The sequence below is a fragment of the Streptomyces sp. NPDC016851 genome (genome assembly GCF_055562795.1).
Map to the genome: position 1 here is coordinate 117074 of NZ_JBVHEP010000003.1, position 21850 is coordinate 138923.

Here is a 21850-nt window from a genome sequence, read left to right on the forward strand (position 1 = left end):
GGGCCCATGTCCGGCCCCTCCCCCTCCACCGCCTGGTGGGCGCAGCGCGCGCCGTCCGCCAGCGCCGCCGTGCTGGCGACCGGCACCCTGTCGGTCGGTCTGGATCTGGCGGGGTACGGCGGCCTCTCCCGTATCGCCCTCGGTCTGGCCTGCGCGGCGTGGCTGCTGCTCGCCGCGGACTTCACGCTGCGGCTGCTGCTGGCGGGCACGAGATGGCGGGCGTACGCGGGGGTGCCCGGCCTGGTGGACACCGTGGCGACGGCCGCCCTCACCACCGTGGCGGCGACGGCCGTCCTGGGCACCGGCATCTCGGTGGCCGGCTCGCAGTCCCTGGCCGCGACCCTGCTGGTGCTGGCCGTGCTGCTCTGGCCCGTGCCACTGGCCCTCCCGGTGCAGGACGGCGAGCGGCGCAGACCCGGGACGGTGTTCGCGCGCTGCATGGCCACGCAGGGGCTCGCCGTGCTCGGTGCCACGCTCGCCGCGGCCGAGTCGGCGGCCTGGCTCGCGCACGCGGCGCTGGTGCTGTTCTGGCTGGGGCTCGTGCTGTACGTCCTCGCCCTGGCCCGTTTCGATGTGCGGCAGGTGGCCGAGGGGCGCGGCGACCACTGGCTCGCGGGCGGGGCGCTCGCCCTGTCGGCGCTGGCCGGGGCGCGTCTGATCAGCTCCGACAGCGCGCGCCTGTATTTGTGGAACGTCGACGACCGCGGCGTCCTGCGCGATGTGACCGTCGTACTGCTCGTGCTCACACTGGCCTGCTGCGCCGTCCTGCTCGCCGCCGAGTTCCTGCGCCCCCGCCCCCGCACCGACATCCGCCGCTGGGCGACGGTGTTCACCTGGGCCAAGACGGCGGCGGCGACCCTGGCCGTCGCCGCCGCCCTCGACGTCTCCTGGCTCGACGGCCTCGGGGAGGTGCTGCTGTGGATCGCGGTGGCCGCGTGGCTCGGGGCCACCGTCTGGGCGCTCGCCTCCGCCCGGGCCTATGCCGCGCCCGGGCGGGTCAGGTCCAGAGCACGGCGATGAAGACGTTCGCCGCGGTCAGCGCTCCGACCAGGCCGAACAGGCCCTTGTCCACCTTCTCGTCGTCCCGCTTCACGTAGACCAGGCCGAGGATCACGATCAGAAGGGCCAGCTTGACGCCGATCTTGATGTTGTTCACGGACTGGTCGTCGGCCTGGTTGAGGCCGACCAGGATCACACCGGTGACCAGCATCGTCAGCGCGCCGTGCAGCATCGCGGGGGTGTAGCGGGCGGTGCCCTCGCCCATCGCCTTCATCTGGGTGAGGAAACCGCCCAGGAGGGCCGCGATGCCGATGATGTGGAGGCCGACGAAGAGGTGGATGAGTACGTCCATGAGGCCGGAGCCTAATCAGGGGCTCCACAGCCGCCCGCACCGGCCCGTCGGATGCATATATGCGCCCCATAGCACCCGTCCGCCGCCCCGCGCCCGTGATTCGGCGCATCGGTCATCACGCTGAGTTAAGTCGACGGCGGCGAGACGAGATCACGGTCGCATACGGTCACCGCCGGTCCTCTCGGGACACTTCCGCGCACCCGCCACCGGGCCGCCGCGGCGAGGTTTAGCGTCCTCCACCAGGTGCCCGGCTCCCCACCGCCGCCCGGGCCAGGGGCGGCAGTCGGACACCACCGCCGAAAGGTCCGGCGGCGGTCCGCTTCCCCTGTGCGGGCCGCCGCCGGACGCGCGCCGCCCGTCCGCTCCCCCGGCGGCCGTACGCACCCGTCGGCGGTCGCAGGAAAGGACGTGGCCCCCAGGTGGCAGCGCACCGCAAGCCCCGCCGGCGCTCCGCGAGCGGCAACACGGCCCGTACGGCCGCCACGATCGCCCTCGCGGGCGCGGCGACCGCGACGGGCTTCGACGGCACCGGACACGCCGAACCCGAGCTCACCCCCGGCCAGGTCAAGGCCAAGGTGGACGAGCTGTACCAGGAGGCGGAGGTCGCCACCGAGAAGTACAACGGCGCGAAGGAGAAGGCCGAGGCGGCCGGACAGCGGCTGAAGGACCTCCAGGACCAGGCGGCACGCAAGGAGGGGCGGCTCAACTCCGCCCGCGAGGCGCTGGGCTCGGTCGCCGCCGCCCAGTACCGCGCGGGCGGTCTCGACCCCGCGCTCCAGCTCGTGCTGTCCGACGACCCCGACCGGTACCTCGACAACGCCGAGTTCGCCGAGCGGGCCGGAAACCGGCAGCAGGCCGACGTCGCGCGCGTACGTCGGCAGCTCCGGGAGATCGAGCAACTGCGCGGTGCCGCCCACATCGAGCTGACCTCCCTGAAATCGCGGCAGACGGAGCTGAGACGGCACAAGAAGACGATCACCGGCAAGCTGGGCTCGGCGCGTCAGCTGCTGTCCCGGCTCACCGTGCAGGAACGTGCCCGCATCGGCGACACGAGGGGCACGGACCGCGCCTCACGCTCCTCGGCGGGTGCACGTGACCGCCTGGCCACCCCCGGGTCCGCCGGCGCGCAGGCGCCCAACTCCCGCGCGGCCGCCGCCGTGTCCTACGCCTACCAGAAGCTCGGCAGCCCCTACGTCTGGGGCGCGACCGGCCCGAACGCCTTCGACTGCTCGGGCCTCGTCCAGGCCGCGTACCGCTCCGCGGGCGTCTCCCTGCCCCGCACGACGTACTCCCAGATCGACGCCGGCCGCCGCGTCTCCCGCTCCGAACTGCTCCCGGGGGACCTGGTGTTCTTCTACGCCGGCATCAGTCACGTCGGCATCTATGTGGGCAACGGCCGGATGATCCACGCCCCGAACCCGTCCGCCCCGGTCCGGGTCGCCCCGCTCGACGAGATGCCGTTCACGGGCGCCACCCGGGTGGTGTGACAGGGCGGCGCCCGGGGTCACACCAAGCGGCGGGCCGTCGCCCAGCGCGTCAGCTCGTGCCGGTTGGAGAGCTGGAGCTTGCGGAGGACCGCCGAGACATGCGACTCGACCGTCTTCACGGAGATGAACAGCTGCTTGGCGATCTCCTTGTACGCGTACCCCCGGGCGATGAGCCGCAGCACCTCGCGCTCGCGCTGGGTGAGGCGGTCCAGGTCCTCGTCGATCGGCGGCGCGTCCGTGGAGGCGAAGGCGTCGAGGACGAACCCGGCCAGTCGCGGGGAGAAGACCGCGTCGCCCTCCTGGACACGGAAGATGGAGTCGACGAGGTCCGTGCCGGTGATCGTCTTGGTGACGTATCCGCGGGCCCCGCCGCGGATCACGCCGATCACGTCCTCGGCGGCGTCCGACACGGACAGCGCCAGGAAACGGACGGGCTGCTCGGCGTCGGCCATCAACGGGGCGCAGCGGCGCAGCACTTCGACACCGCCGCCACCGGGCAGGTGCACGTCGAGGAGGACCACCTCGGGCCGGGTCGCGGTGATGACCGTGACCGCCTGGTCGACGTCCGCGGCCTCGCCGACGACCTCGACACCGGTCTGCTCGGTCTGGCCGATCTCGGCCTGGACCCCCGTACGGAACATGCGGTGGTCGTCGACGAGGACCACGCGCACGCGGCGCCCGCCGGTGCCGCCGTCCGACTCCGCGGGCCCGGGCGCCTCCGCCGATCCCGCCGTACCGTTCGCCTCGGTCGGGTCGCTCATGACGTCTTCTCCGCCCTCTCCATCTCCAGCTCGACCTCCGTGCCGCCGTCCGGCACCGCGCGCAGTCGCGCCGTACCGCCGTTGCGCTCCATGCGGCCGATGATCGATTCTCTGACACCCATCCGGTCGGCGGGTATCGAGTCGAGGTCGAAGCCGGGGCCGCGGTCCCGGACGGACACGAAGACCGTCTTCCCCTCGACCTCGGCGAAGACCTGTACGGCTCCGCCCTCGCCACCGTACTTGGCGGCGTTCACCATTGCTTCGCGCGCGGCCTGCATCTGCGCGCTGATTCTGTCGTCGAGCGGGCAGTCGCCCACGACCACGACCTCGATGGGCACGCCGTGCTTGTCCTCCACCTCGGCCGCGTTGCGCCGCACGGCGTCGGCGAGGGTGGTGGGTTCGTCTGCCTCCTCCTTGCCGGTGCCCTCCGGCTTGTACAGCCAGGTGCGCAGGTCGCGCTCCTGGGCGCGGGCGAGGCGGCGCACCTCGCCCGCGTTCTCCGCGTTGCGCTGGATCAGGGTGAGGGTGTGCAGCACCGAGTCGTGCACATGCGCGGCGACCTCCGCGCGCTCTTGGGCGCGGATGCGCATCAGGCGCTCCTCGGAGAGGTCCTGGGTCATGCGCACCAGATACGGCCCGGCGAGAAGCGTTATCCCGACGAGGACCGCGAGGGCCGCTTGCAGGACGGAACCGAGGTGGGCGGCGGAGCCCTGCAGGACGAAGATGCCGGAGACGCCGGCCGTCACCAGCAGCACGCCGCCCACCGAGCGCAGCAGCGTGAGGGTGCGCCGGCGGCGGCCGACCTCGACCCAGCGGGCCCGGCGGGCGTTGTCGGCCTGCCGCCAGACCAGGGCGACGCCCGCGCCGACGAGCACCGCCGGCCAGAGATAGGCCCTGGCCCCGCCGCTGAGGTTCACATTGCCCACGAACACCATGGCCACGACGACCATGAGGAGCAGGGCCACGATCTGGCCCTTGTCGGGCCTGCGGGCGACGAGTCTGCGGCGGCCGTCGGGTGAGGTCTCCGAGGCGACCAGCGACGGCGGCTTCTGCTTCTGCGCCTCGACGCCTCCGATGCCGAGCGGGACGAAGAACCAGAACGCGGCGTACAGCAGCGCACCGAGGCCGTCGGCCATGAACAGGCCGACGAAGACGAGCCGTACCCAGATCACGGGCAGCCCGAGGTGCCCGGCGAGCCCTCGCGCCACACCACCGAGCCAGCGTCCGTCACTGCTGCGGTAGAGCTTGCGCGGCGGCCGCGGTTCGGCGAGTGGCGCTGCTGCGGCTTCCGACATGCCATTGATGGTCACACGGCCGGCAGGCCGGAGCATCAGGGTCGGTCCCGGAGACTCCCCTGATCTCCGGATCCGGGCCTTCGAACGCTTCCCGAGCCGTCCCTCAGGGCCGATATCAGGGTCGGGCCAGGGTCATTCCGGCTGCCGCGGCGCCGCCGCGCCCGTCACCATGGACCTATGACCGATCACGAGCACGCCGCGACGGGTCCGGGACCCGGCTCCGGCCCGCGCCCCGCACCGGGCGCCGGGCCGCAGGATGCCGCGCCCGCCGCGGGCGCCGGCTCCCCCGCGCCTCCGCGCGCGCACGGGCCCGCGGGCGCGGGAGAGCAGAAGGGAGCCTCGCCCGACGCGGCGGGCCCCGCGGGGGAAGCCCCGCCCGGGCCGCCGCACAGGTTCCGGCGCGACCGCCGTAACAAGGCCCTGGCCGGTGTCTGCGCCGGGCTCGGGCGGCAGTGCGACTTGGACCCGGTGATCTTCCGGATCACCCTCGCGGTGCTCTCCGCCACCGGCGGCATCGGCCTGCTCTTCTACGGCTTCGCCTGGCTCGTCGTGCCTTACGACGACGAGGACGAGAACGAGGTGCGCAAGCTGCTGACCGGCCGCGTCGACGGCCAGGCGCTGACAGCGGTGCTGTTCGCGCTGGTCGGCTGCGGCGTGTTCCTGACCATGCTGGAAAACGGCGGGGTGCTGACCTTCGCCGTCGTCCTCTCCCTCCTCCTCGCGGGCGCCGGCTACTGGTCGCGCCAGCGCGGCGCCCCCAGCCCCGACCCGCTGGCCGCCCAGGCCGTCGCCGACGCCCCGCCCGAACCCCAGGCGCCGCCGGTGTTCATCACCTACCCGTCCTGGTGGCGCGACCCCATCGTCAAGGACGGCACCCACATCGGCGGTACGGGCTACCTCTGGGGCCCGCGCGACACCCGCGACCTGGACGTCGCCGCGGCCATCAACATCAGCCGCGGCACCGAGGCCCCCGACCGCGAGGACATACCCGTCCCGCGCACCCGGCCGCCCCAGCCGCGCGGCCCCCGCTGGATCGGCGGCTGGGTCTTCCTGCTGGCCCTGCTAGCGGGCGCTCTGGGCACGAACCTGACCTGGGACCACCACCCGCTCGGCACGAGTGTGCAGACCGGCCTGTCCTGCGCGCTCGCCGTTCTGGGCCTGGGCATAGCGGTCAGCGCCTTCCTGGGGCGGACCGGCGCGGGTTCGATCCTCCTGGCGATCGTCACGGCGGGCCTGCTCGCCGGCTCGGCGGCGCTGCCCGAGGACATCGGCACGCAGTGGACCCGCACGACCTGGCAGCCCACGACGGTGGCGGATGTACACCGGCAGTACGACCTGGGCACGGGCGTCGGCACCCTGGACCTGTCGAGGGTGGACGTGGACCGGAACAGGACGGTCACGACCCGCGCCGATGTCGGTGTGGGCCGGGTGAAGGTGGTGGTGCCCGAGGACGTGACCGTGCGGCTGACCGTCGACGTAGGGCTCGGAGACCTGCAGCTGCCGGGCGACGACACGAAGGACGTGGACGTGAAACCGGGCCAGCACAAGGAGATAACCCTCTCCCCCGCCCAGGGCGTCAAGAAGTCGGGAACCATCGACCTGGATCTCCAGGTCGGCATGGGACAGGCGGAGGTGGCCCGTGCTGCGTCATGAACTCCAGCCGGGAAAGCTGGTCGCCGGCACCGTTCTCATCCTCGTGGGCGTCCTCTACGCGGGAGACGCGGGCGGCGCCTGGGAGACGCCGTGGTTCGTGGCGATACCCCTCGTCACGGGCGGGCTGTTCCTGGCCGGCGCGGTGGCGTTCCTGACGGGCCGGATACGCCGGCGCCGGGGGTCGGGCCGTACCACCGACGAGCCCGGCCCGGACATGGCCGCCTGACGACAGGCCACCGTCTGACGACAGACCACGCCGCCGCACAGCCCACGGGCGTGCGCTACCGGTAGTCCCCTGTCCTCTGCCGTCGCCGCGACCGCAAGGCGGCGTCCAGGGAGAACAGGGGAGCGCCCGCGAGCACGAGGGGGATCCAGGCCATGAGGTAGGCGAGGTCGTTGCCGTAGTAGTACGGGTCGGACGCCCAGCTCACGGTGAGCCACAGGCTGAGGGAGATCAGCGCGCCGCCGAGTGCGGCCAGCCGGGCGAACAGGCCGAGCAGGGTGCCGATGCCGACGGCGAGTTCGCCGCAGGCGATGGCGTACCCGAATCCGACGGGGCTCTTCAGTGAGAGGTCCACCAGGGCGGGGATGGCGGAGGAGTCGCGGACGGCGCGCATCATGTCGCCGATCGAGCCGGAACCGGAGTCCTGCATGAAGGCGCTGTCGGTGAGTTTGTCCAGGCCGGCGTAGATGAAGGTGACGCCGAGGAAGACCCGTAGGGGAAGGAGGGCGTAGCGGACGGCGGTGTCCCGCCAGTCTCCTCCGCTGCCGAAGTGGGGGGTGTGCGTGTCCGTTCTCATGCCGTGAGTCATCGCTGCTAGCCGCCTCTCGCCCGCCGGTGCCGAGACCCCCTCAACGACCATACGTACGACAAACCGACCCCGCTCAATCCTGTGCGGCGGCTTTTGTTACTGGCGGCCAGGCAGCCGGCGCTCCCGGGTGACCGGCGTGGGTGCCGGGGCCGGGCAGCCGTCACTCCGTCACGTCGACCGCGTACCGGTTCGTCTCCACCCCCGCCGCCGTGACCACCTGTACCTCCACCCGTCCCGGCTCCACGTCCGCCGGTACCGGCACGGTCAGCAGTGTGTCCGTCGGGTTGTCGAAACCCCCGGGCACCGGCACCAACGGGACGTGGACGTGCACGGCACCGACGCGGACGACCATCCGGGCCAGCCGGTCCGCGCCCTGCGCACCCGGCGGTACGAACCCGGCGCCCCGGATCTCGATGTCGTCACCCGTGCGGATCGGCCCGTCCAGGTCCCCCGCCTCCCGTGACCGCACGACGGAGAGGATGACCGGCCGGCCCCCCTCCGCGTACTTGCCGGCCAGGTACGTCGCCGCCGACACCAGGACGACCACCGCCAGCCCCCACGGCAGATCCGGCAACTGGTCCGGCCGCCGGGCCAGCCGTACCGCCGCGAAGACCAGGGCGACGGCGCTGATCACGACGTACTGGATGTCGGCGAAGGTGCCCCGCCCCGCGTCGTCCGTCAGCAGGTCGGCGGCTCGCGGCCGGTCGGCCGGCACCTTCTGGAGCCGTTGGCCCAGCACTCGCAGCCCGACCACCCGCCGCACGAGCACGGCGATCCCGCACACCACGGCGAGCACGGTCACGATCCCGGCCCCGCGGGCGAGTTCCAGCCCGGAGATCAGCGCGTCCCGGTCGGCATGCCGGGAGGCGCCCGCCAGCCGCGCGGCCAGCACGAGCACCGAGTAGGCCACGAAGAGCACCCACGCCCCGGCGACCGTACGGGAGGTGGACAGCCGGTTGTCCTCACCGATGAGGGGCGCCAGCGCACCGCCCTTCGCCCGGTGGAACCACGACGCCGCCGTCAGCGCCCCGGCGACCACCAGCGCGGCGGCCAGCCCGGCCGTACGGGCCGCCGTCCAGCCCGCGCCGACCGCGGTGAGGGCCTGCCCGAGCAGCAACAGCACGACGGCCGCCCACACGACCCCCGCCGTGCGGCGCCAGAGGCCGGCCAGCCAGGCCCGGCCCTCGGCCCGGCCGCGCTCGGCGACGAGTTCCGCGGACTGCGCCAGTTCCTCCGAGACCCACTGCCGGGAGGCCGAGGCGGAGTGGGCCACCGCGGCCGGCAGCCCCTGCCCGGCCGCGAACTCGTCGCGCCTGCGCAGAAACGCGGCGACGGCCCTCCGATGCCCCTCACGCGCCCCGTGCGGACAGTCCCCGCAGGCGCACCCGCCTCCGTGCACACCGCCGTTCACACTGCCGTGCACCCCGCCGTGCACCCCGACCTGCATACCTCCGGGCGCACCGCCCTGTCCCGCCTCGCGCACCGTCACGCCCGACGCCCGCCTTCCCGCGACCCAACCACCGTCGGTCTTCCGGACCCCGGAAACACCGCTGCACAACTCCCGTGCGACGACAGCGGATTATCCCTTCACCACCTGGTCCGCGTCCGCCCGGTCTGGTCAACACGGGTGAAGTTCGGCGCGGCCGGTTGACCCGGCTGCGAGAATTCCCTTATGGCCGAGATCATCCAGCGTGACGGGACCTGGGCCTTCGACGGCAGTACGGTCCGGATCACGCCCGGTCTGCACCGCTCGGTGCCGCTGTTCCGGCAGACGTACGGAGAGATCGCCGTGCCGCTGGAGGCGGTCTCGGGTGTCGTCCTCGAAGTGGAACGCAAACGCGGGCGGCTCCGGTTGCGGCTGCGGGAGGGCGCCGACCCGCTGCTCCAGGCGACCGGCGGGCGGCTGCCGGAGGCGGCCGATCCGTACCGGCTGGCGGTGGACGTCGACCGGACGGGGGTCGCCGAGTACGTCGCCGAGGAGATCCGCCGCGCGCTCCTTCTCGACCAGGTCCCGAAGGAACCGGCGAAGGCCTATCTGCTGCCGGGCCCACCGGTTCCGGTGTCGGTGCGCTCGTCCGACGGGACGGTCTCCTTCGACGGGTTGCGTGTGCGGATCGACTGGGCCGACACGTCCGAGCGGGTCAAGCGCGCCACCGGCCCGCGCGTCATCGACCTGGGCGACCTGGTGCGGGTCGAATGGCTGCCGAACTCCGGTCACGAGGACGGCTTCCTGCGTTTCGTGACCCGCGAGACGGTGTTCTCGAAACTGCCGCCGGAGAAGGACCCGTACGCCCTGGACCTGTGGGGCAGCGTCCGCCGCGACCTGCTGACCGCGCTCGTGGCGACGGCGGTCACCGCCCGGCTGCCGCACCCGTCCACCCGCGCCGCGGCCGGGGACCACGAGGACGGCGCGCGCGGCTCCCGCCCGGCCGGCGCCGTTCCGCCCGCGGCCGACCACCACGACGTACTGCTGCGCCGCCTCCGCGAGTTGGGCGAGCTGTACCGGGAGGGTGTGCTCACGGACGAGGAGTTCGCGAGGACGAAGGCAGTGGTGCTCCGCGGCTTCTGAAGGGCCGGCTGCTCAGCTCAGCAGATCCGGCTCGCTCCGGCTGACCTCCTGCCACATCGGCTGATAGTTGATCCACGCCACCAGGTCGCCCCCCAACTGCTCCCGCGTCGCCACCGCCATCCGGTGGTCGATGCGGACCGGCCGACCGGCGGCCTGCGCGGTCAGCTGCACCTGGCACGACCGTTCCATCGACACGAACCACCAGGCGGCGGCGTCCACCGAGTCGCCGACGGTCAGCAGCCCGTGGTTGCGCAGCACGAGCGCCTTGCGGGAGCCGAGCGCGGCCGCGATGCGCCGCCCCTCCTCGGCGTCGACGGCGACGCCGGTGTAGGCGTCGTAGAGCGTGTGGTCCTCGTAGAAGGCGCAGCTCTCCTGGGTGATCGGCTCCAGTAGTTCGCCGAGGGCGGCGAGCGCCCGGCCGTGCACCGAGTGGCAGTGGGCGACGGCGACCACGTCGGGGCGGGCGGCGTGGACCTGGGCGTGCACGGTGAAGGCGGCCTGGTTGACGTGGTAGCCGCCCTCGACGACCTGCCCGTCCTGGTTGGCGAGCACCAGGTCGCTCACGGTGACGTGCCGGAAGGGCATCCCGAACGGGTTGACCCAGAAGCAGTCGGTGTACTCGGGGTCGCGGGCGGTGATGTGCCCGGACACGCCGTCCTCGTAGCCGAGCCGCCCAAAGATCCGCAGGGCGCCCGCGAGCCGTTCCTTGCGGTGCCGGCGTTCGTCCTCCACCGACTCGTGCATGGGCGGCATCGCGAACCGCAGCCGGTCGGTGGGCAGCGGCAGGGGCGGGGTGGGCCCGTGCATAGGTCCTCCAGCGATGGTTCTACGTACGGGGCGGAAGCTACCGCCGGTCGGGTCGGAAAGAACAGAACCGTTTGGTGAAGATGAGACCAGCGCACCGGCGAACGCCTCGTGAGTACCCGCGAGCACCTGTGCGCACCCGTGCGCACCCCTTTCGCCCCCGGTCTCCCCGACCCCACGAATAGCCGACAGAAGATGTCGGATTTCGGCGCGACACTCTCCCCATGACAGTGAACTGGGCGGCTTTCGCCACCACCGAACCGGACATGGCCGACACCGTCGAGAAGCGCTTCGGCGCCTACACCCACCACGTCCTCGCCACCCTCCGGAAGGACGGCTCGCCCCGCACCAGCGGCCTGGAGGTGCGGTTCCTGAACGGCGAGCTGTGGCTCGGCATGATGCCGGACTCGCTCAAGGCGCTCGACCTGCGCCGTGACCCGCGCTTCGCGCTCCAGGCGAACCCCGGGGAGGGCACGGGCATGGGCGGCGGCGACGTGCGGATCAGCGGGCGGGCGATCGAGGTCGACGACGTGGAGACGAAGGCGCGGTACGTCGAAGAGGTGGAACCGCCGGAGCCGTTCCACCTCTTCCGGACCGAGCTCACGGAGGTCGTACGGACCTACGTCGAGGACGACAAGTTCCTCGTCGTCCAGCTCTGGACGCCCGGCGAGCCCTTGCGCACGATCAAGCGCACGTAAGGGGTCACTCCCACTCGATCGTCCCCGGCGGCTTCGAGGTCACGTCGAGGACGACGCGGTTGACGTCACGCACTTCGTTGGTGATCCGGGTCGAGATCTTCGCGAGGACGTCGTACGGCAGGCGCGACCAGTCGGCGGTCATCGCGTCCTCGGAGGAGACGGGCCGCAGGACGATCGGGTGGCCGTAGGTACGGCCGTCGCCCTGGACGCCGACGCTGCGGACGTCCGCGAGGAGGACCACCGGGCACTGCCAGATGTCCCGGTCGAGGCCGGCCGCCGTCAGCTCCTCGCGGGCGATGGCGTCGGCCTCGCGCAGCAGGTCCAGGCGCTCCTTGGTGACCTCGCCGACGATCCGGATGCCGAGGCCGGGGCCGGGGAAGGGCTGGCGCTGGACGATCTCGTCCGGCAGGCCGAGCTCCTGGCCGACCATGCGGACCTCGTCCTTGAAGAGCTTGCGCAGCGGCTCGATGAGCTTGAACTCGAGGTCCTCGGGGAGGCCGCCGACGTTGTGGTGGGACTTGATGTTGGCGGTGCCGGTGCCGCCGCCGGACTCGACGACGTCCGGGTAGAGGGTGCCCTGGACGAGGAACTCCACGGCCGGGCCCTGATCGGCGATGATCTCGGCCTGGGCCTGCTCGAAGACCCGGATGAACTCGCGGCCGATGATCTTCCGCTTCTCCTCGGGGTCGGAGACCCCGGCGAGCGCCTTGAGGAACCGCTCCTCGGCGTCCACGACCTTCAGCTGCACGCCGGTCGCGGCCACGAAGTCCTTCTCGACCTGCTCGGTCTCGCCCTTGCGCATGAGGCCGTGGTCGACGTACACGCAGGTCAGCTGGGATCCGATGGCCTTCTGGACGAGGGCCGCGGCGACCGCGGAGTCCACGCCGCCGGACAGCCCGCAGATGGCGCGCCTGTCGCCGACCTGCTCACGGATCGCGGCGACCTGCTCCTCGATCACGCTGCCCGTGGTCCAGGACGGGGTCAGGCCCGCGCCCCGGTACAGGAAGTGCTCCAGCACCTGCTGCCCGTGCGTGGAGTGCATCACCTCGGGGTGGTACTGGACGCCGTACAGCTTCTTCTCGTCGTTCTCGAAGGCGGCGACCGGCACGACGTCCGTGGAGGCCGTGACGGAGAAGCCCTCGGGGGCGGCGGAGCAGGCGTCGCCGTGCGACATCCAGACGGCCTGCTCGGCGGGGGTGCCCTCGAAGAGGGTGGAGGACGACTTGGAGACGTGCAGGTCGGTGCGGCCGTACTCGCGGGCTCCGGTGTTGTCGACGGTGCCGCCGAGGCTCTGCGCCATGAGCTGGAAGCCGTAGCACATGCCGAAGACGGGGACGCCGGCTTCGAAGAGCGCGCGGTCGAGGCGGGGCGCGCCTTCCTCGTACACCGACGACGGGCCGCCGGAGAGGATGATCGCCGCGGGGTTCTTGGCGAGCATCTCGGCGACCGGCATGGTGCTCGGCACGATCTCGCTGTAGACCCGCGCCTCGCGGACACGACGGGCGATGAGCTGGGCGTACTGCGCGCCGAAGTCGACGACCAGGACGGTGTCGGCGGCGCTGGCAGCGGGAGTCGCTGATGACACAGGGTGCCTTCCGGCGGTGGGGCGGGGGTCTTGTGCCACCCGATTCTACCGGGGTGCCGGGGGGCGTCGTCCGGGCGCCGGGAGCCGGGGCCGTCTCAGGATGCGAACCGGGTTGGACGCCCCCGGGGAGCGGGGCATACTTGCCCCATGCTCCAGCACCAGACGTTCGTCTTTACCTATGGCACCCGGCCCGCCGGCTGCCATGGTCGTGCTGCTTGAGCACCTGACAAGCGACTTCCCAGGCGCCCCGGGCCGACAAGGTCCGGGGCGTCTGCCGTCGTCCGGGCCTTGCCGCTCCGGGGCACTCCTCGACGACAAGGAGCCCCCATGAACGCCACCGACGTGACCGGTGCCCGTACCCCCGAGGCCGCCGGCGTGATCAGCGGCGCGCGTGAGCGCATCGACGCTCTGGACGACCGGATCATCGGCCTGATCCAGGAACGGGCGGCGGTCTCGGCCGTCATCCAGGAGGCCCGGATCTCCTCCGGCGGCCGGCGCGTGAACCTCTCCCGCGAGATGGAGGTCCTCGGCCGCTACCGGGAGGCGCTGGGCAAGCCGGGCACGGCCCTCGCGATGACCCTGCTGGAGCTGTGCCGGGGCCGGATCTGAAACCCCGTTCCCAGGAAAGACCTCCTAGGAAAGACGTTCCCCGGACAGGCGTGCGCCCCCTTCTCACCCGTACGGCGCGTGACCGTCCCGCGGGCCGCTTCGTTGGTCCCGGTGTCCGTGCCAGCCAGGCGCGGGCCCGAGAGAAACCACGCGTGGCTCGCTGGAGCGATGAGACGCACGGATCGTGCCGTGCGTCGTGGGACCTCGCTCCAGGGAAGTGACCGGACGGCAGGGGACAGCAGCCCGGTCACCCAAGAGAACGGTCGGCTCCGGGGACGCCCGGGGCCGGCCGGCGGACCTTGCAGAAATGCACAAGGCTGGATCGAAAGGTTGCGGGCGCCGCGTTCATCCAGCACGATGCGTAGACAGCCCAAGTCCCCCCGCGGGCACCCGCATTGCCCCATTGCCAGAGGTACAGACCAGCGGCGCACCCCCCGGCGCCGCTTCCAGGCACCGGCGCTGCCCTGACGTCGGTGCTGACGAGAAGAAGGGCCCCGCGGCTCCACCCCGCGGGGCCCTTCGCTCTGCGCCGGCAGTCGTCCCGAGGCGCGTCGTCGCCCCGAAGGCCGTCAGGTGCGCGAGACCGTCCCGCACTCGTCCGGGTCGCGGTCGATGCCCTTGCTCCGGTCGTACGGATCCGTCGTCGGCCCGCTGGGCGCCGCGCCCGTGGGCCGGCTCGACGGGAACTCCGGGTGCAGATAGCCGTCGTGGACGTCGCAGGAGGAGTTGCCGATCTCCTGGTCGTACTCCAGGAGCAGCAGCCGGCCCTCGGTGACCTGGTACCGCTCGGGGTCGGCGAGTTCGACGTCGAGCACCCGGCGCACGATGGTGCGGGTGACCTCGGTGGGGCCGTCGGCCCGTACGACGGGGTAGACGAAGGTGTAGTCGGCGCGCACGGCGACGCCCCCGTGTGTCCCCTTCTCGAACGTCATGCGGCCGCGGGTCTTGATCACGTCGCCGACCGGACGCACCTCGTCGGGGTCGAAGCGGCTGAACAGCGTCACCGGGTCGTGCTTCCTGCTCGGGGAGCGCAGGGCGGTGGCGAGGTCGTCGAGGACGTCGGGTTGCTTGGGGTCGAGCACGGAGAGCGCGGCCTCGGGGCGGGCGCCGCGCACCGCCTTCGGGTCGAGGTTGGCGCCCACCAGCAGCTTCTTCGTCAGCTTCAGCGCCTGCTCCACACGGTCCTTCGGGACCGGTCCGACGGCTTTGGCCTCGGGCAGCACGATGCCGGCCTCGCCGTCGGCCCAGCGCAGCGCCGGGGAGCCGGCGAACGGCTTGTCCAGGGTGGGCTTTTCGGGGTCCGACGCCCCGGGCGCGGCGCTGGGGGCCGCGGTCTCGTCGGGCAGCGGTGAGGCCGCGGCCGACGATTCGTGCGTGCCGAAGGGGTCGCCGGGCAGCAGCGACGGTTTCAGCGCCACCAGTGCCACGGCGACGGCGAGGGGCACGCCGAGGACGGCCCACAGCTTGCGGCGCCGCGCCGCCCGGCCGTTCATCTCCTGCCAGGCCGGGCCCGTCCGCCACCCGGGAGGCGACTCGCCCCGGGCCTCCTGCTGTCGCAGGCGCTCGGTCACCATGCGCGCCCGCGCGGACGGCTCCTTCGGGGCTGGGGCATGGCTGTTCCGCTCGGCGTCGCGGATGAACTGCTCCCAGACGTCGTCGGGGAGCTCCGAGGCCGACGGCTCATCGTCGGACGGCTTTTCAGACACGAAGTCAAGATCTAAGCGGGCGGGCGGCGCCTTCACAAGAAGGTCTTGAGTGTGACTCAGGCCACATAAAAATTCTGTGAATGCCAGCACAACCATTCACAGGTTTCACGGATCAAACCTGCCGAACCAAGGGCACTCCCGCGCCCCACACGCGGAGGCCTCCCCCAACGTCCGTGCCGCATCCTGCGGTACGCCCGGACTCTCCGAGGTCTTCATGAAGCTTCGCCGCGCCATGGCAGCAGCGGCCGCTACGGCGGTCATAGCCCCGGTCGCACTGCTCGCGGCACCGGCCGCGTACGCGACCGACGAAACGACGCCGACGCCGACGCCGAGCACGTCCGTGAGCGAGTCCGCTCCCGAGGCATCCACGTCCCCGAGCCCGTCCACCAGCGAGTCCTCTCCCGAGACGTCCACGTCGCCGAGCCCCTCGACCAGCGCGTCCTCTCCCGAGACGTCCACGTCGCCGAGCCCGTCCACCAGCGAGTCCTCCCCGGCCCCGAGCGCCTCCGAGCCCGAGGAGTCGGAGTCCCCCGACCCCGAGCCCTCGGTGTGCGAGGACACCAAGGTCGACGTCAGCATCACCGGCCTGCCCGGCAAGATCGCCGCGGGCAGCGGCTGGCACAAGTTCTCGCTGAACGTGGCCAACAACTCCGACTCCACGCTCAACGACCTCGACTTCTTCGCCGGGGCGTCCCCCGACAAGAACGGCGAGGAGCTGTTCTCCAGCAAGCAGGTCCAGCTCCAGGCCTGGGACCCCCAGGACAAGATCTGGGTCGACCTCAACGAGGGCGGTTACGCGGTCGGTTACGTCGGCTACACCGACGAGCTGAAGCCCGAGTACCAGGTCAACATCCCGCTGCGCCTCAACGTCAAGCCGTCCGCCCCGGTCGGCGCCGGCTTCTCGCTCGGCGCGACGATCTACGGCGACAACGACGGCGAGTGCGTCGGCTTCGGTGACGTCTCGTACAAGTTCCAGATCGTCGCGGCCGGTACGAACACCGGTGGCACCAAGCCGACCGAGGGCGGCAAGGCGCCCGTCACCGACGAGAAGCCGAGCGGCAACACGCCGGAGGTCACCGGCAGCCTCGCCGAGACCGGTTCCAGCTCCGCCCTGCCGATGATCAGCCTCGTCGGCGGTGCCGCGGTCGTGGCCGGTGCCGGCGCGATCTTCGTCGTGCGTCGCCGCAAGGCCGGCGTCCAGGCGTAAGCCACAGCGGCCGGCAGGCCGTTGCACAAGCGGAAGAGGGACCTGCGCTCGGAGGGGGGCGCAGGTCCCTCTTCTGCTGTCCGCCGCGGGTCAGTTCTTGGGCGGTACGGCCGGCAGGCCGAGGAACGGCAGCCGCAGCGCGCCGAACGCCTCCGCCGGGACCGCCGGGGACTTCGGCTCGACCGGCTGGAGACGCTCGTAGGCCGCGCCCTGCCGGGGTCGCGGGTCGGGCTCGCCCTTGTTGGGCCAGAACGACATGGCCCGCTCGGCCTGGGCGGTGATGGTGAGGGACGGGTTGACGCCCAGGTTGGCGGAGACCGCGGCGCCGTCGACCACCGAGATGCCCGGGTGGCCGTAGAGGCGGTGGTAGGGGTCGATCACGCCGGTCTCGCGGGAGTCGCCGATCGGGCAGCCGCCCAGGAAGTGGGCCGTGAGCGGGGTGCCCATCAGTTCGCCGACGTTCGAGCCCGCGAAGCCGTTGATCTCGGCGGCGAGTGCCGACGCGCTCTGCGTGGCCGCCTTGATCTGCTTCGGGTTGGGAGCGCCGTGGCCCTGGCGGGCGGTGAGCAGGCCGCGGCCGACGCCCGACGGTTTGAGGTACGTCGTCAGGGAGTTGTCCAGCGACTGCATCACCAGGCCGATGATGGTCCGCTCCGACCAGCGGCGGTTGGACAGGGAGCGCAGCACCAGCAAGGGGTGTTTCGCCGCGTGGGCGAGGAAGCCCAGGACCCGTGAGGTGCCCGAGTTGTTTCCGGCGTACGGGACCTGGAGGATCGACAGGCTGCCCATCGAGTTGGAGCCCTTGCCGTAGCGGACGGGCTCGATGTGGGTGTTCTCGTCCGGGTGGATCGAGGACGTGATGGCCACGCCCCGCGTGAAGTCGGCCTTCGGCGCGCCGTGCGCCTTGCGGTAGCGCCGGTCGTCGGTCTGGGCGCCGACCAGGGCCTCGGAGTTGGTGCGGGTCAGCCCGCCCAGCTTGTCCGAGATGTGCGGCAGCTGGCCGCCGGCCTTCATGCGGTGCAGGAGCGTCTGGGTGCCGTACGTGCCGGCGGCGAGGACGACCTGGCGGGCCCTGTAGGTCCGGCCCTTGGCCTTGCGGCGGTCGTCGGTGGGCAGGGTGGCGACCGCGTACCCGCCGCGCGAGTCGTCGGTGACCGAGACGACCGTCGTCAGGGGGTGCACGACCGCGCCCGCCTTCTCGGCGAGGTACAGGTAGTTCTCGTTGAGGGTGTTCTTCGCGCCGTGGCGGCAGCCGGTCATGCACTCGCCGCACTCCGCGCAGGCCCTGCGGGCCGGACCCGCCCCGCCGAAGTAGGGGTCGGGCACCTCCTGGCCCGGCTTCGCCTTCGCCGTGCCGTCCGCGTCCTCGCCGTCACCGAAGAAGACGCCGACGGGTGCGAGGTGGAAGGAGTCACCGCAGCCCATGCGCTCCGCCGCGGCCTTCAGGTGCACGTCGGACGGGGTCATGGTCGGGTTGAGCCGTACGCCGAGCATGCGCCGGGCCTGGTCGTAGTACGGCTTCAGCTCCTCCTGCCAGTCGGTGATGTCCCGCCACTGGGGGTCTTCGAAGAACGGCTTGGGCGGGACGTAGAGGGTGTTGGCGTAGTTGAGGGAGCCGCCGCCGACGCCCGCACCGGCCAGGACCATGACGTTGCCCAGGAGGTGGATGCGCTGGATGCCGTACATGCCGAGTTTCGGCGCCCAGAGGTAGTTCTTGAGGTCCCAGGAGTTCTTCGGGAGGGACTCACGGGTGAAGCGGCGGCCGGCCTCCAGGACGCCGACCTTGTAGCCCTTCTCCGTGAGGCGCAGGGCGGTCACCGAGCCGCCGAAGCCGGAGCCGACCACGATGACGTCGTAGTCGTAAGCGTCCTGAGGCACGTGCTCTCCTCGCTGCATCACCGGAACCGGAACGCCTTCATCAGGCGCAGGCTCCTGCTCATGAACTGGGCGTACTTCTCGTCGTCCATGCCCAGCGAGGGGGCCATCGGCAGGACTCGCTGGTGGGCGACCGTCTGGGCCTCGGTGTACTTGAGGATGCCCTCGGCGCCGTGGCGGCGGCCGAGGCCGGAGTCCTTCATGCCGCCCATCGGCGACTGGACACTGCCGTACGCGGGGGCGTACCCCTCGTTGATGTTGACGGTGCCGGTGCGCAGACGGGCGGCGACCTCCTGGCCTCGCCGGCCGTTCTTCGTCCACACCGAGGAGTTCAGGCCGTACGCCGTGGCGTTGGCGCGCTCGATCGCCTCGTCCTCACTCGTGAAGCGGTAGACCGAGACCACCGGGCCGAACGTCTCCTCCGTGCAGACGGACATGTCCGTGGCGACCCCGTCGAGGATCGTGGGCTCGAAGAAGTACGGGCCGATGTCCGGTCGGGCCACACCGCCCGCGACGACCTTCGCACCCTTGGCGACCGCCTCCTCGACGTGCCGCGTGACGGTCTCCAACTGGCGTTCGCCGACCAGGGAGCCCATGTCGGCGCCGTACGCCAGGGACGTGCCGAGGCGGATGGCCTTCGTGCGGGCGGCGAAGCGCTCCAGGAAGGCGTCCGCGATCGACTCGTGGACGAAGAGCCGCTCGATGGAGATGCACAGTTGGCCGGCCGAGGAGAAGCAGGCGCGGACGGCACCGGCCGCGGCCTTCTCGATGTCGGCGTCCTCCAGCACCAGCATGGCGTTCTTGCCGCCGAGTTCGAGGGAGACGCCGACCAGCCGGGCGGCGGCGCCCTGGGCGACCTCGCGGCCGGTGCGGGTGGAGCCGGTGAAGGAGACGTAGTCGGCGTGCCGGACGACCTCCGGACCGACGACCGGGCCGTCGCCGAGGACGACCTGGAAGACGTCGGCGGGCAGTCCGGCCTCGATCAGCAGGTCACGGGCCCACAGGGCGGTCAGGCAGGTCTCCGTGTCGGGCTTCATGACGACCGCGTTGCCCGCGACGAAGGCGGGGAGCGCGTCGCCGACCGACAGCTCCAGCGGGTAGTTCCAGGGCGCGATCTGGCCGACGACACCGCGCGGGTGGCGCCGCTCGATGACCTTGGTGAGGGTCGGCATGGCACCGGCGTGCCGCTTGGGGCGGAGATAGGCGGGGGCCTTGCGGCCGTAGTGCCGGGCGGCGACCGCGACGGCCTGGACCTCTTCATGGGCGTGCAACCGGGCCTTGCCGGTCTCCAGCTGGATCAGGTCGAGCACCTCGGCCTGGCGCTCCAGCACCAGGTCGTGGAAGCGCAGCAGGACGGCCGCGCGCTGCCGCACCGGGGTCTGTTCCCACACGGCCTGGGCGGCGCGGGCCAGTTCGAAGGCCCTCGCCACGTCCTCGGGCGTCGACTCGGGCAGGTCGGCCAGCTTCTCACCGGTGAACGGCGTGTGGTTGGCGGTCCGGCCGGATCCGGCCACGCCCTTGGTGAGCTGGGCGACCAGCTCGGGGGTGACCACGTCGGCGGCGGTGCGGGCGCCCTCCGGGGCGGGGGCGAGGGGGTTCGTGCCGGCCAGTGCCGTGCCGGTCTTCTCCGGGGCGTGCGCGTCCGTCATGAGCCGCAGGGTATGCCCCGGCGGAGCCTTTGGGTACCCGTCGGTAATACGGCTTCACCGACTGCACACAAGGTGCCAGTGGCTGCTGGCAACGAACGCGCTGATCAGGCCGTTGTGCGGTGACCAGTTGGTGTGATTCAGCCTTTTACGATCCCGAGCCGGTCCCGGGCACCCTCGAACACCGAGGTGCCTTCCTTCTCCTCGGGCGTGCCCGTGGGCATGTCGACGCGCAGTTCGTACATGCGGTCGTCGTCGGTGCGGATCAGCACCCGCATGACCCGCCTGGGGTCCTCGTCCAGGTGGTAGGCGGTGTCGGCGAGGGCGGCCTCGTAGCCCTGGACGCTGGTGCGGGAGTACCGCGTGTCCCCCCGCACGACGGGTGCGTTCCGGACCTGGTCCATCGGGGAGCCCGGGGCCCGGTCCCAGAGGAGGAGGCGGATCTGGACGGTGCCGCCCTGTTCGTCGCCGTAGAGCACCGTGCGGGGCTGGTCGGTGACGCTGCCGGTCCGGTCGAGTTCGCGGTAGTGGCTCGGGAGGTGGAGTACGGCCGCCAGGTCCGGATCGCGGTGCGGGGTCCAGATCTCCGTGGCTTCGGCGGTCTCCGTGCCGCCGGTGTCGCCGAGGCGGGTGGCGGCGCCCATGCCGCCGGCGAGCAGTGCGCTCATCAGGGCGAGGGGGCCGGGGCGGAGAAGGCTCTGGCGTTTCGGGGGTGCGTCCACGGACTGCCGTACGTCCGTGAACTGCCCTGTGTCCGCGAACTCCCCATTCGGTGTCTCCTTCGGCGCCTTCGGTATCTCCTCCGCCGCCGGCCACGGGCCGGCCACCGCCTCCAGCGCCTTCGCGACCTCCTCGGCGTCCGGCCGCTGTTCGGGGTCCCGCACCAGCAGCCGCGCGATCAGCGGCCCGAGCGGTCCGGCCTGCTTCGGTTCGGGCGGCTCGGGGGCGAGGATCGCGGCGAGCGTGGCCTCCGGCGTGTCCCGGCGGAACGGGGACTCCCCCTCGACGGCCGCGTACAACAGGACGCCCAGGGACCACAGGTCGGAGGCGGGCCCGGCGATGCGGCCGGACATCCGCTCGGGTGCGACGAACTCCAGCGAGCCGGCGAACTCCGCGCCGGCCGTGAGCGATTCCTCGCCCTGCATGTGGGCGGTGCCGAAGTCCGTGACGACGACCCGCTGGTGGGGGCCGAGCAGCACATTGGCCGGTTTCACGTCCCGGTGCACGATGCCGACGGAGTGCGCGGCCCGCAGGGCACCGAGGACGGCGAGGCCGATCCGGGCGGCTTCGCGCGCCTCGACCGGGCCGCGCCGGAGCACCTCGTGCAGGGACTCGCCCGGCACCAGCTCCATGACGATCCAGGGGAGTCCGTCGAGCACCGCGTCGACCGCGTCCAGCCCGTCGCGTCCGAGCCGGCCGGGACGATCGGCCCGCCCGGCGCGTGCGTCCGGCTGCCGCTCCGGCTCGACGACCACGTCGTGGATGGTGACGGCGGCGGGATGGTCGACGCGGGCGGCGGCGCGGGCCTCCCGGTAGAGCCGGTGGGCCGCACGCCGGTGGCCGTCGCCCGGGTCGCCCGGCTCGCCCGGCAACCGGGGCTGCTTGACGGCGACTTCCCGCTGCACGAGCTCGTCGTAGGCCCGCCAGACGGTGCCCGTCCCGCCGGAGCCGATGCGCTCGATCAGCCGGTACCGCCCAGCGACCGACCGGCCCTGGGCGCCCGTCCCGCCCCCGTCGTTGCTCATGCCCCATCAGTACCCCGCGGGGCGGCTCCTTGTCGACGCGAGGCAGT

Annotated in this window: 19 protein-coding genes; 8 read left to right on the top strand and 11 right to left on the bottom strand. The window is 72.2% G+C overall.

Annotation, left to right across the window (positions count from 1 at the left end; all coding sequences use genetic code 11):
- Positions 1-6 precede the first annotated feature (6 nt).
- Positions 7-1020, top strand: coding sequence for an SLAC1 family transporter (locus ACZ3I3_RS05800; RefSeq protein WP_467362901.1), 1014 nt, complete (start codon positions 7-9; stop codon positions 1018-1020).
- Here ACZ3I3_RS05800 and ACZ3I3_RS05805 read toward each other — a convergent pair.
- A complete protein-coding gene (locus tag ACZ3I3_RS05805; protein ID WP_467362902.1) occupies positions 998-1351 on the bottom strand; it encodes a hypothetical protein in 354 nt (117 codons plus the stop codon). The two genes, ACZ3I3_RS05800 and ACZ3I3_RS05805, sit on opposite strands and share 23 nt — an antisense overlap.
- A 419-nt stretch (positions 1352-1770) precedes the next feature.
- On the opposite strand from ACZ3I3_RS05805, the gene ACZ3I3_RS05810 reads away from it, so the two are divergent.
- Positions 1771-2838: a C40 family peptidase gene (locus ACZ3I3_RS05810; RefSeq protein WP_467362904.1), complete on the top strand. Its 1068-nt coding sequence runs from the start codon at positions 1771-1773 to the stop codon at positions 2836-2838.
- A 17-nt stretch (positions 2839-2855) separates the two neighbouring features.
- Here ACZ3I3_RS05810 and ACZ3I3_RS05815 read toward each other — a convergent pair whose 3' ends face one another.
- Together ACZ3I3_RS05815 and ACZ3I3_RS05820 are read right to left on the bottom strand one after the other, a co-directional pair.
- A complete protein-coding gene (locus tag ACZ3I3_RS05815; protein WP_467362905.1) occupies positions 2856-3599 on the bottom strand; it encodes a LuxR C-terminal-related transcriptional regulator in 744 nt (247 codons plus the stop codon).
- On the bottom strand, positions 3596-4894 hold the full coding sequence (locus ACZ3I3_RS05820; protein ID WP_467362907.1) for an ATP-binding protein: 1299 nt from the start codon (positions 4892-4894) through the stop codon (positions 3596-3598). Before ACZ3I3_RS05820 ends, ACZ3I3_RS05815 begins: the two co-directional genes overlap by 4 nt.
- A gap of 177 nt (positions 4895-5071) precedes the next feature.
- On the opposite strand from ACZ3I3_RS05820, the gene ACZ3I3_RS05825 reads away from it, so the two are divergent.
- Positions 5072-6547, top strand: coding sequence for a PspC domain-containing protein (locus ACZ3I3_RS05825; RefSeq protein WP_467362909.1), 1476 nt, complete (start codon positions 5072-5074; stop codon positions 6545-6547).
- Positions 6534-6773 (top strand): hypothetical protein, encoded by a 240-nt coding sequence (locus ACZ3I3_RS05830; protein ID WP_467362911.1) that lies wholly within the window; start codon positions 6534-6536, stop codon positions 6771-6773. Before ACZ3I3_RS05825 ends, ACZ3I3_RS05830 begins: the two co-directional genes overlap by 14 nt.
- Positions 6774-6828: 55 nt before the next feature.
- Here ACZ3I3_RS05830 and ACZ3I3_RS05835 read toward each other — a convergent pair whose 3' ends face one another.
- Positions 6829-7359, bottom strand: a complete 531-nt coding sequence (locus ACZ3I3_RS05835; protein WP_467362912.1) for a DoxX family protein — start codon at positions 7357-7359, stop codon at positions 6829-6831.
- A 160-nt stretch (positions 7360-7519) separates the two neighbouring features.
- A complete protein-coding gene (locus tag ACZ3I3_RS05840; protein ID WP_467363363.1) occupies positions 7520-8806 on the bottom strand; it encodes a hypothetical protein in 1287 nt (428 codons plus the stop codon).
- Between the two features lie 225 nt (positions 8807-9031).
- Here ACZ3I3_RS05840 and ACZ3I3_RS05845 point away from each other — a divergent pair, with 225 nt between their 5' ends.
- Positions 9032-9928: a DUF4429 domain-containing protein gene (locus ACZ3I3_RS05845; RefSeq protein ID WP_467362914.1), complete on the top strand. Its 897-nt coding sequence runs from the start codon at positions 9032-9034 to the stop codon at positions 9926-9928.
- Between the two features lie 12 nt (positions 9929-9940).
- On the opposite strand, the gene ACZ3I3_RS05850 is transcribed toward ACZ3I3_RS05845, so the two are convergent.
- Positions 9941-10735, bottom strand: a complete 795-nt coding sequence (locus ACZ3I3_RS05850; protein WP_356925099.1) for a class II aldolase/adducin family protein — start codon at positions 10733-10735, stop codon at positions 9941-9943.
- Positions 10736-10956: 221 nt separating this feature from the next.
- On the opposite strand from ACZ3I3_RS05850, the gene ACZ3I3_RS05855 reads away from it, so the two are divergent.
- Positions 10957-11430: a pyridoxamine 5'-phosphate oxidase family protein gene (locus tag ACZ3I3_RS05855; RefSeq protein WP_467362915.1), complete on the top strand. Its 474-nt coding sequence runs from the start codon at positions 10957-10959 to the stop codon at positions 11428-11430.
- A gap of 4 nt (positions 11431-11434) precedes the next feature.
- Here the strand turns inward: ACZ3I3_RS05855 and guaA are convergent, their stop codons facing one another.
- Entirely contained in the window at positions 11435-13015 is a 1581-nt protein-coding gene (gene guaA, locus ACZ3I3_RS05860; protein WP_467362916.1) for a glutamine-hydrolyzing GMP synthase, read from the bottom strand.
- Positions 13016-13303: 288 nt separating this feature from the next.
- On the opposite strand from guaA, the gene ACZ3I3_RS05865 reads away from it, so the two are divergent.
- Positions 13304-13624 (top strand): chorismate mutase, encoded by a 321-nt coding sequence (locus ACZ3I3_RS05865; protein ID WP_356925102.1) that lies wholly within the window; start codon positions 13304-13306, stop codon positions 13622-13624.
- Between the two features lie 569 nt (positions 13625-14193).
- Here ACZ3I3_RS05865 and ACZ3I3_RS05870 read toward each other — a convergent pair.
- Complete coding sequence (locus ACZ3I3_RS05870; protein ID WP_467362917.1) at positions 14194-15330, bottom strand: hypothetical protein; 1137 nt, start codon at positions 15328-15330, stop codon at positions 14194-14196.
- A gap of 214 nt (positions 15331-15544) precedes the next feature.
- Between ACZ3I3_RS05870 and ACZ3I3_RS05875 the strand changes: the two genes are divergently transcribed.
- Positions 15545-16537 carry an LAETG motif-containing sortase-dependent surface protein gene (locus ACZ3I3_RS05875; protein ID WP_467362918.1) on the top strand — a complete coding sequence of 331 codons (993 nt, stop codon included), beginning with the start codon at positions 15545-15547 and terminating at the stop codon, positions 16535-16537.
- A gap of 90 nt (positions 16538-16627) precedes the next feature.
- Here the strand turns inward: ACZ3I3_RS05875 and ACZ3I3_RS05880 are convergent, their stop codons facing one another.
- From ACZ3I3_RS05880 to ACZ3I3_RS05890, 3 genes are all read right to left on the bottom strand, one after another.
- The gene (locus ACZ3I3_RS05880) at positions 16628-18415 is read right to left on the bottom strand and encodes a GMC family oxidoreductase N-terminal domain-containing protein (protein ID WP_467362920.1); all 1788 of its coding nucleotides are present in this window, start codon (positions 18413-18415) and stop codon (positions 16628-16630) included.
- A gap of 17 nt (positions 18416-18432) precedes the next feature.
- A complete protein-coding gene (locus ACZ3I3_RS05885; RefSeq protein ID WP_467362922.1) occupies positions 18433-20061 on the bottom strand; it encodes a succinic semialdehyde dehydrogenase in 1629 nt (542 codons plus the stop codon).
- A gap of 137 nt (positions 20062-20198) precedes the next feature.
- Positions 20199-21803, bottom strand: coding sequence for a serine/threonine-protein kinase (locus tag ACZ3I3_RS05890; RefSeq protein ID WP_467362924.1), 1605 nt, complete (start codon positions 21801-21803; stop codon positions 20199-20201).
- Positions 21804-21850 lie beyond the last annotated feature (47 nt).

What these genes read in the sequence shown, in the direction of transcription:
- ACZ3I3_RS05800 (WP_467362901.1), top strand. Translation starts at nt 7, where the DNA reads ATGTCCGGCCCCTCCCCCTCCACCGCCTGGTGGGCGCAGCGCGCGCCG.
- ACZ3I3_RS05890 (WP_467362924.1), bottom strand. Translation starts at nt 21,803, where the DNA reads ATGAGCAACGACGGGGGCGGGACGGGCGCCCAGGGCCGGTCGGTCGCT.
- ACZ3I3_RS05835 (WP_467362912.1), bottom strand. Translation starts at nt 7,359, where the DNA reads ATGACTCACGGCATGAGAACGGACACGCACACCCCCCACTTCGGCAGC.
- ACZ3I3_RS05845 (WP_467362914.1), top strand. Translation starts at nt 9,032, where the DNA reads ATGGCCGAGATCATCCAGCGTGACGGGACCTGGGCCTTCGACGGCAGT.
- ACZ3I3_RS05805 (WP_467362902.1), bottom strand. Translation starts at nt 1,351, where the DNA reads ATGGACGTACTCATCCACCTCTTCGTCGGCCTCCACATCATCGGCATC.
- ACZ3I3_RS05840 (WP_467363363.1), bottom strand. Translation starts at nt 8,806, where the DNA reads ATGCAGGTCGGGGTGCACGGCGGGGTGCACGGCAGTGTGAACGGCGGT.
- ACZ3I3_RS05875 (WP_467362918.1), top strand. Translation starts at nt 15,545, where the DNA reads ATGAAGCTTCGCCGCGCCATGGCAGCAGCGGCCGCTACGGCGGTCATA.
- ACZ3I3_RS05815 (WP_467362905.1), bottom strand. Translation starts at nt 3,599, where the DNA reads ATGAGCGACCCGACCGAGGCGAACGGTACGGCGGGATCGGCGGAGGCG.
- ACZ3I3_RS05855 (WP_467362915.1), top strand. Translation starts at nt 10,957, where the DNA reads ATGACAGTGAACTGGGCGGCTTTCGCCACCACCGAACCGGACATGGCC.
- ACZ3I3_RS05850 (WP_356925099.1), bottom strand. Translation starts at nt 10,735, where the DNA reads ATGCACGGGCCCACCCCGCCCCTGCCGCTGCCCACCGACCGGCTGCGG.
- ACZ3I3_RS05885 (WP_467362922.1), bottom strand. Translation starts at nt 20,061, where the DNA reads ATGACGGACGCGCACGCCCCGGAGAAGACCGGCACGGCACTGGCCGGC.
- ACZ3I3_RS05825 (WP_467362909.1), top strand. Translation starts at nt 5,072, where the DNA reads ATGACCGATCACGAGCACGCCGCGACGGGTCCGGGACCCGGCTCCGGC.
- ACZ3I3_RS05820 (WP_467362907.1), bottom strand. Translation starts at nt 4,894, where the DNA reads ATGTCGGAAGCCGCAGCAGCGCCACTCGCCGAACCGCGGCCGCCGCGC.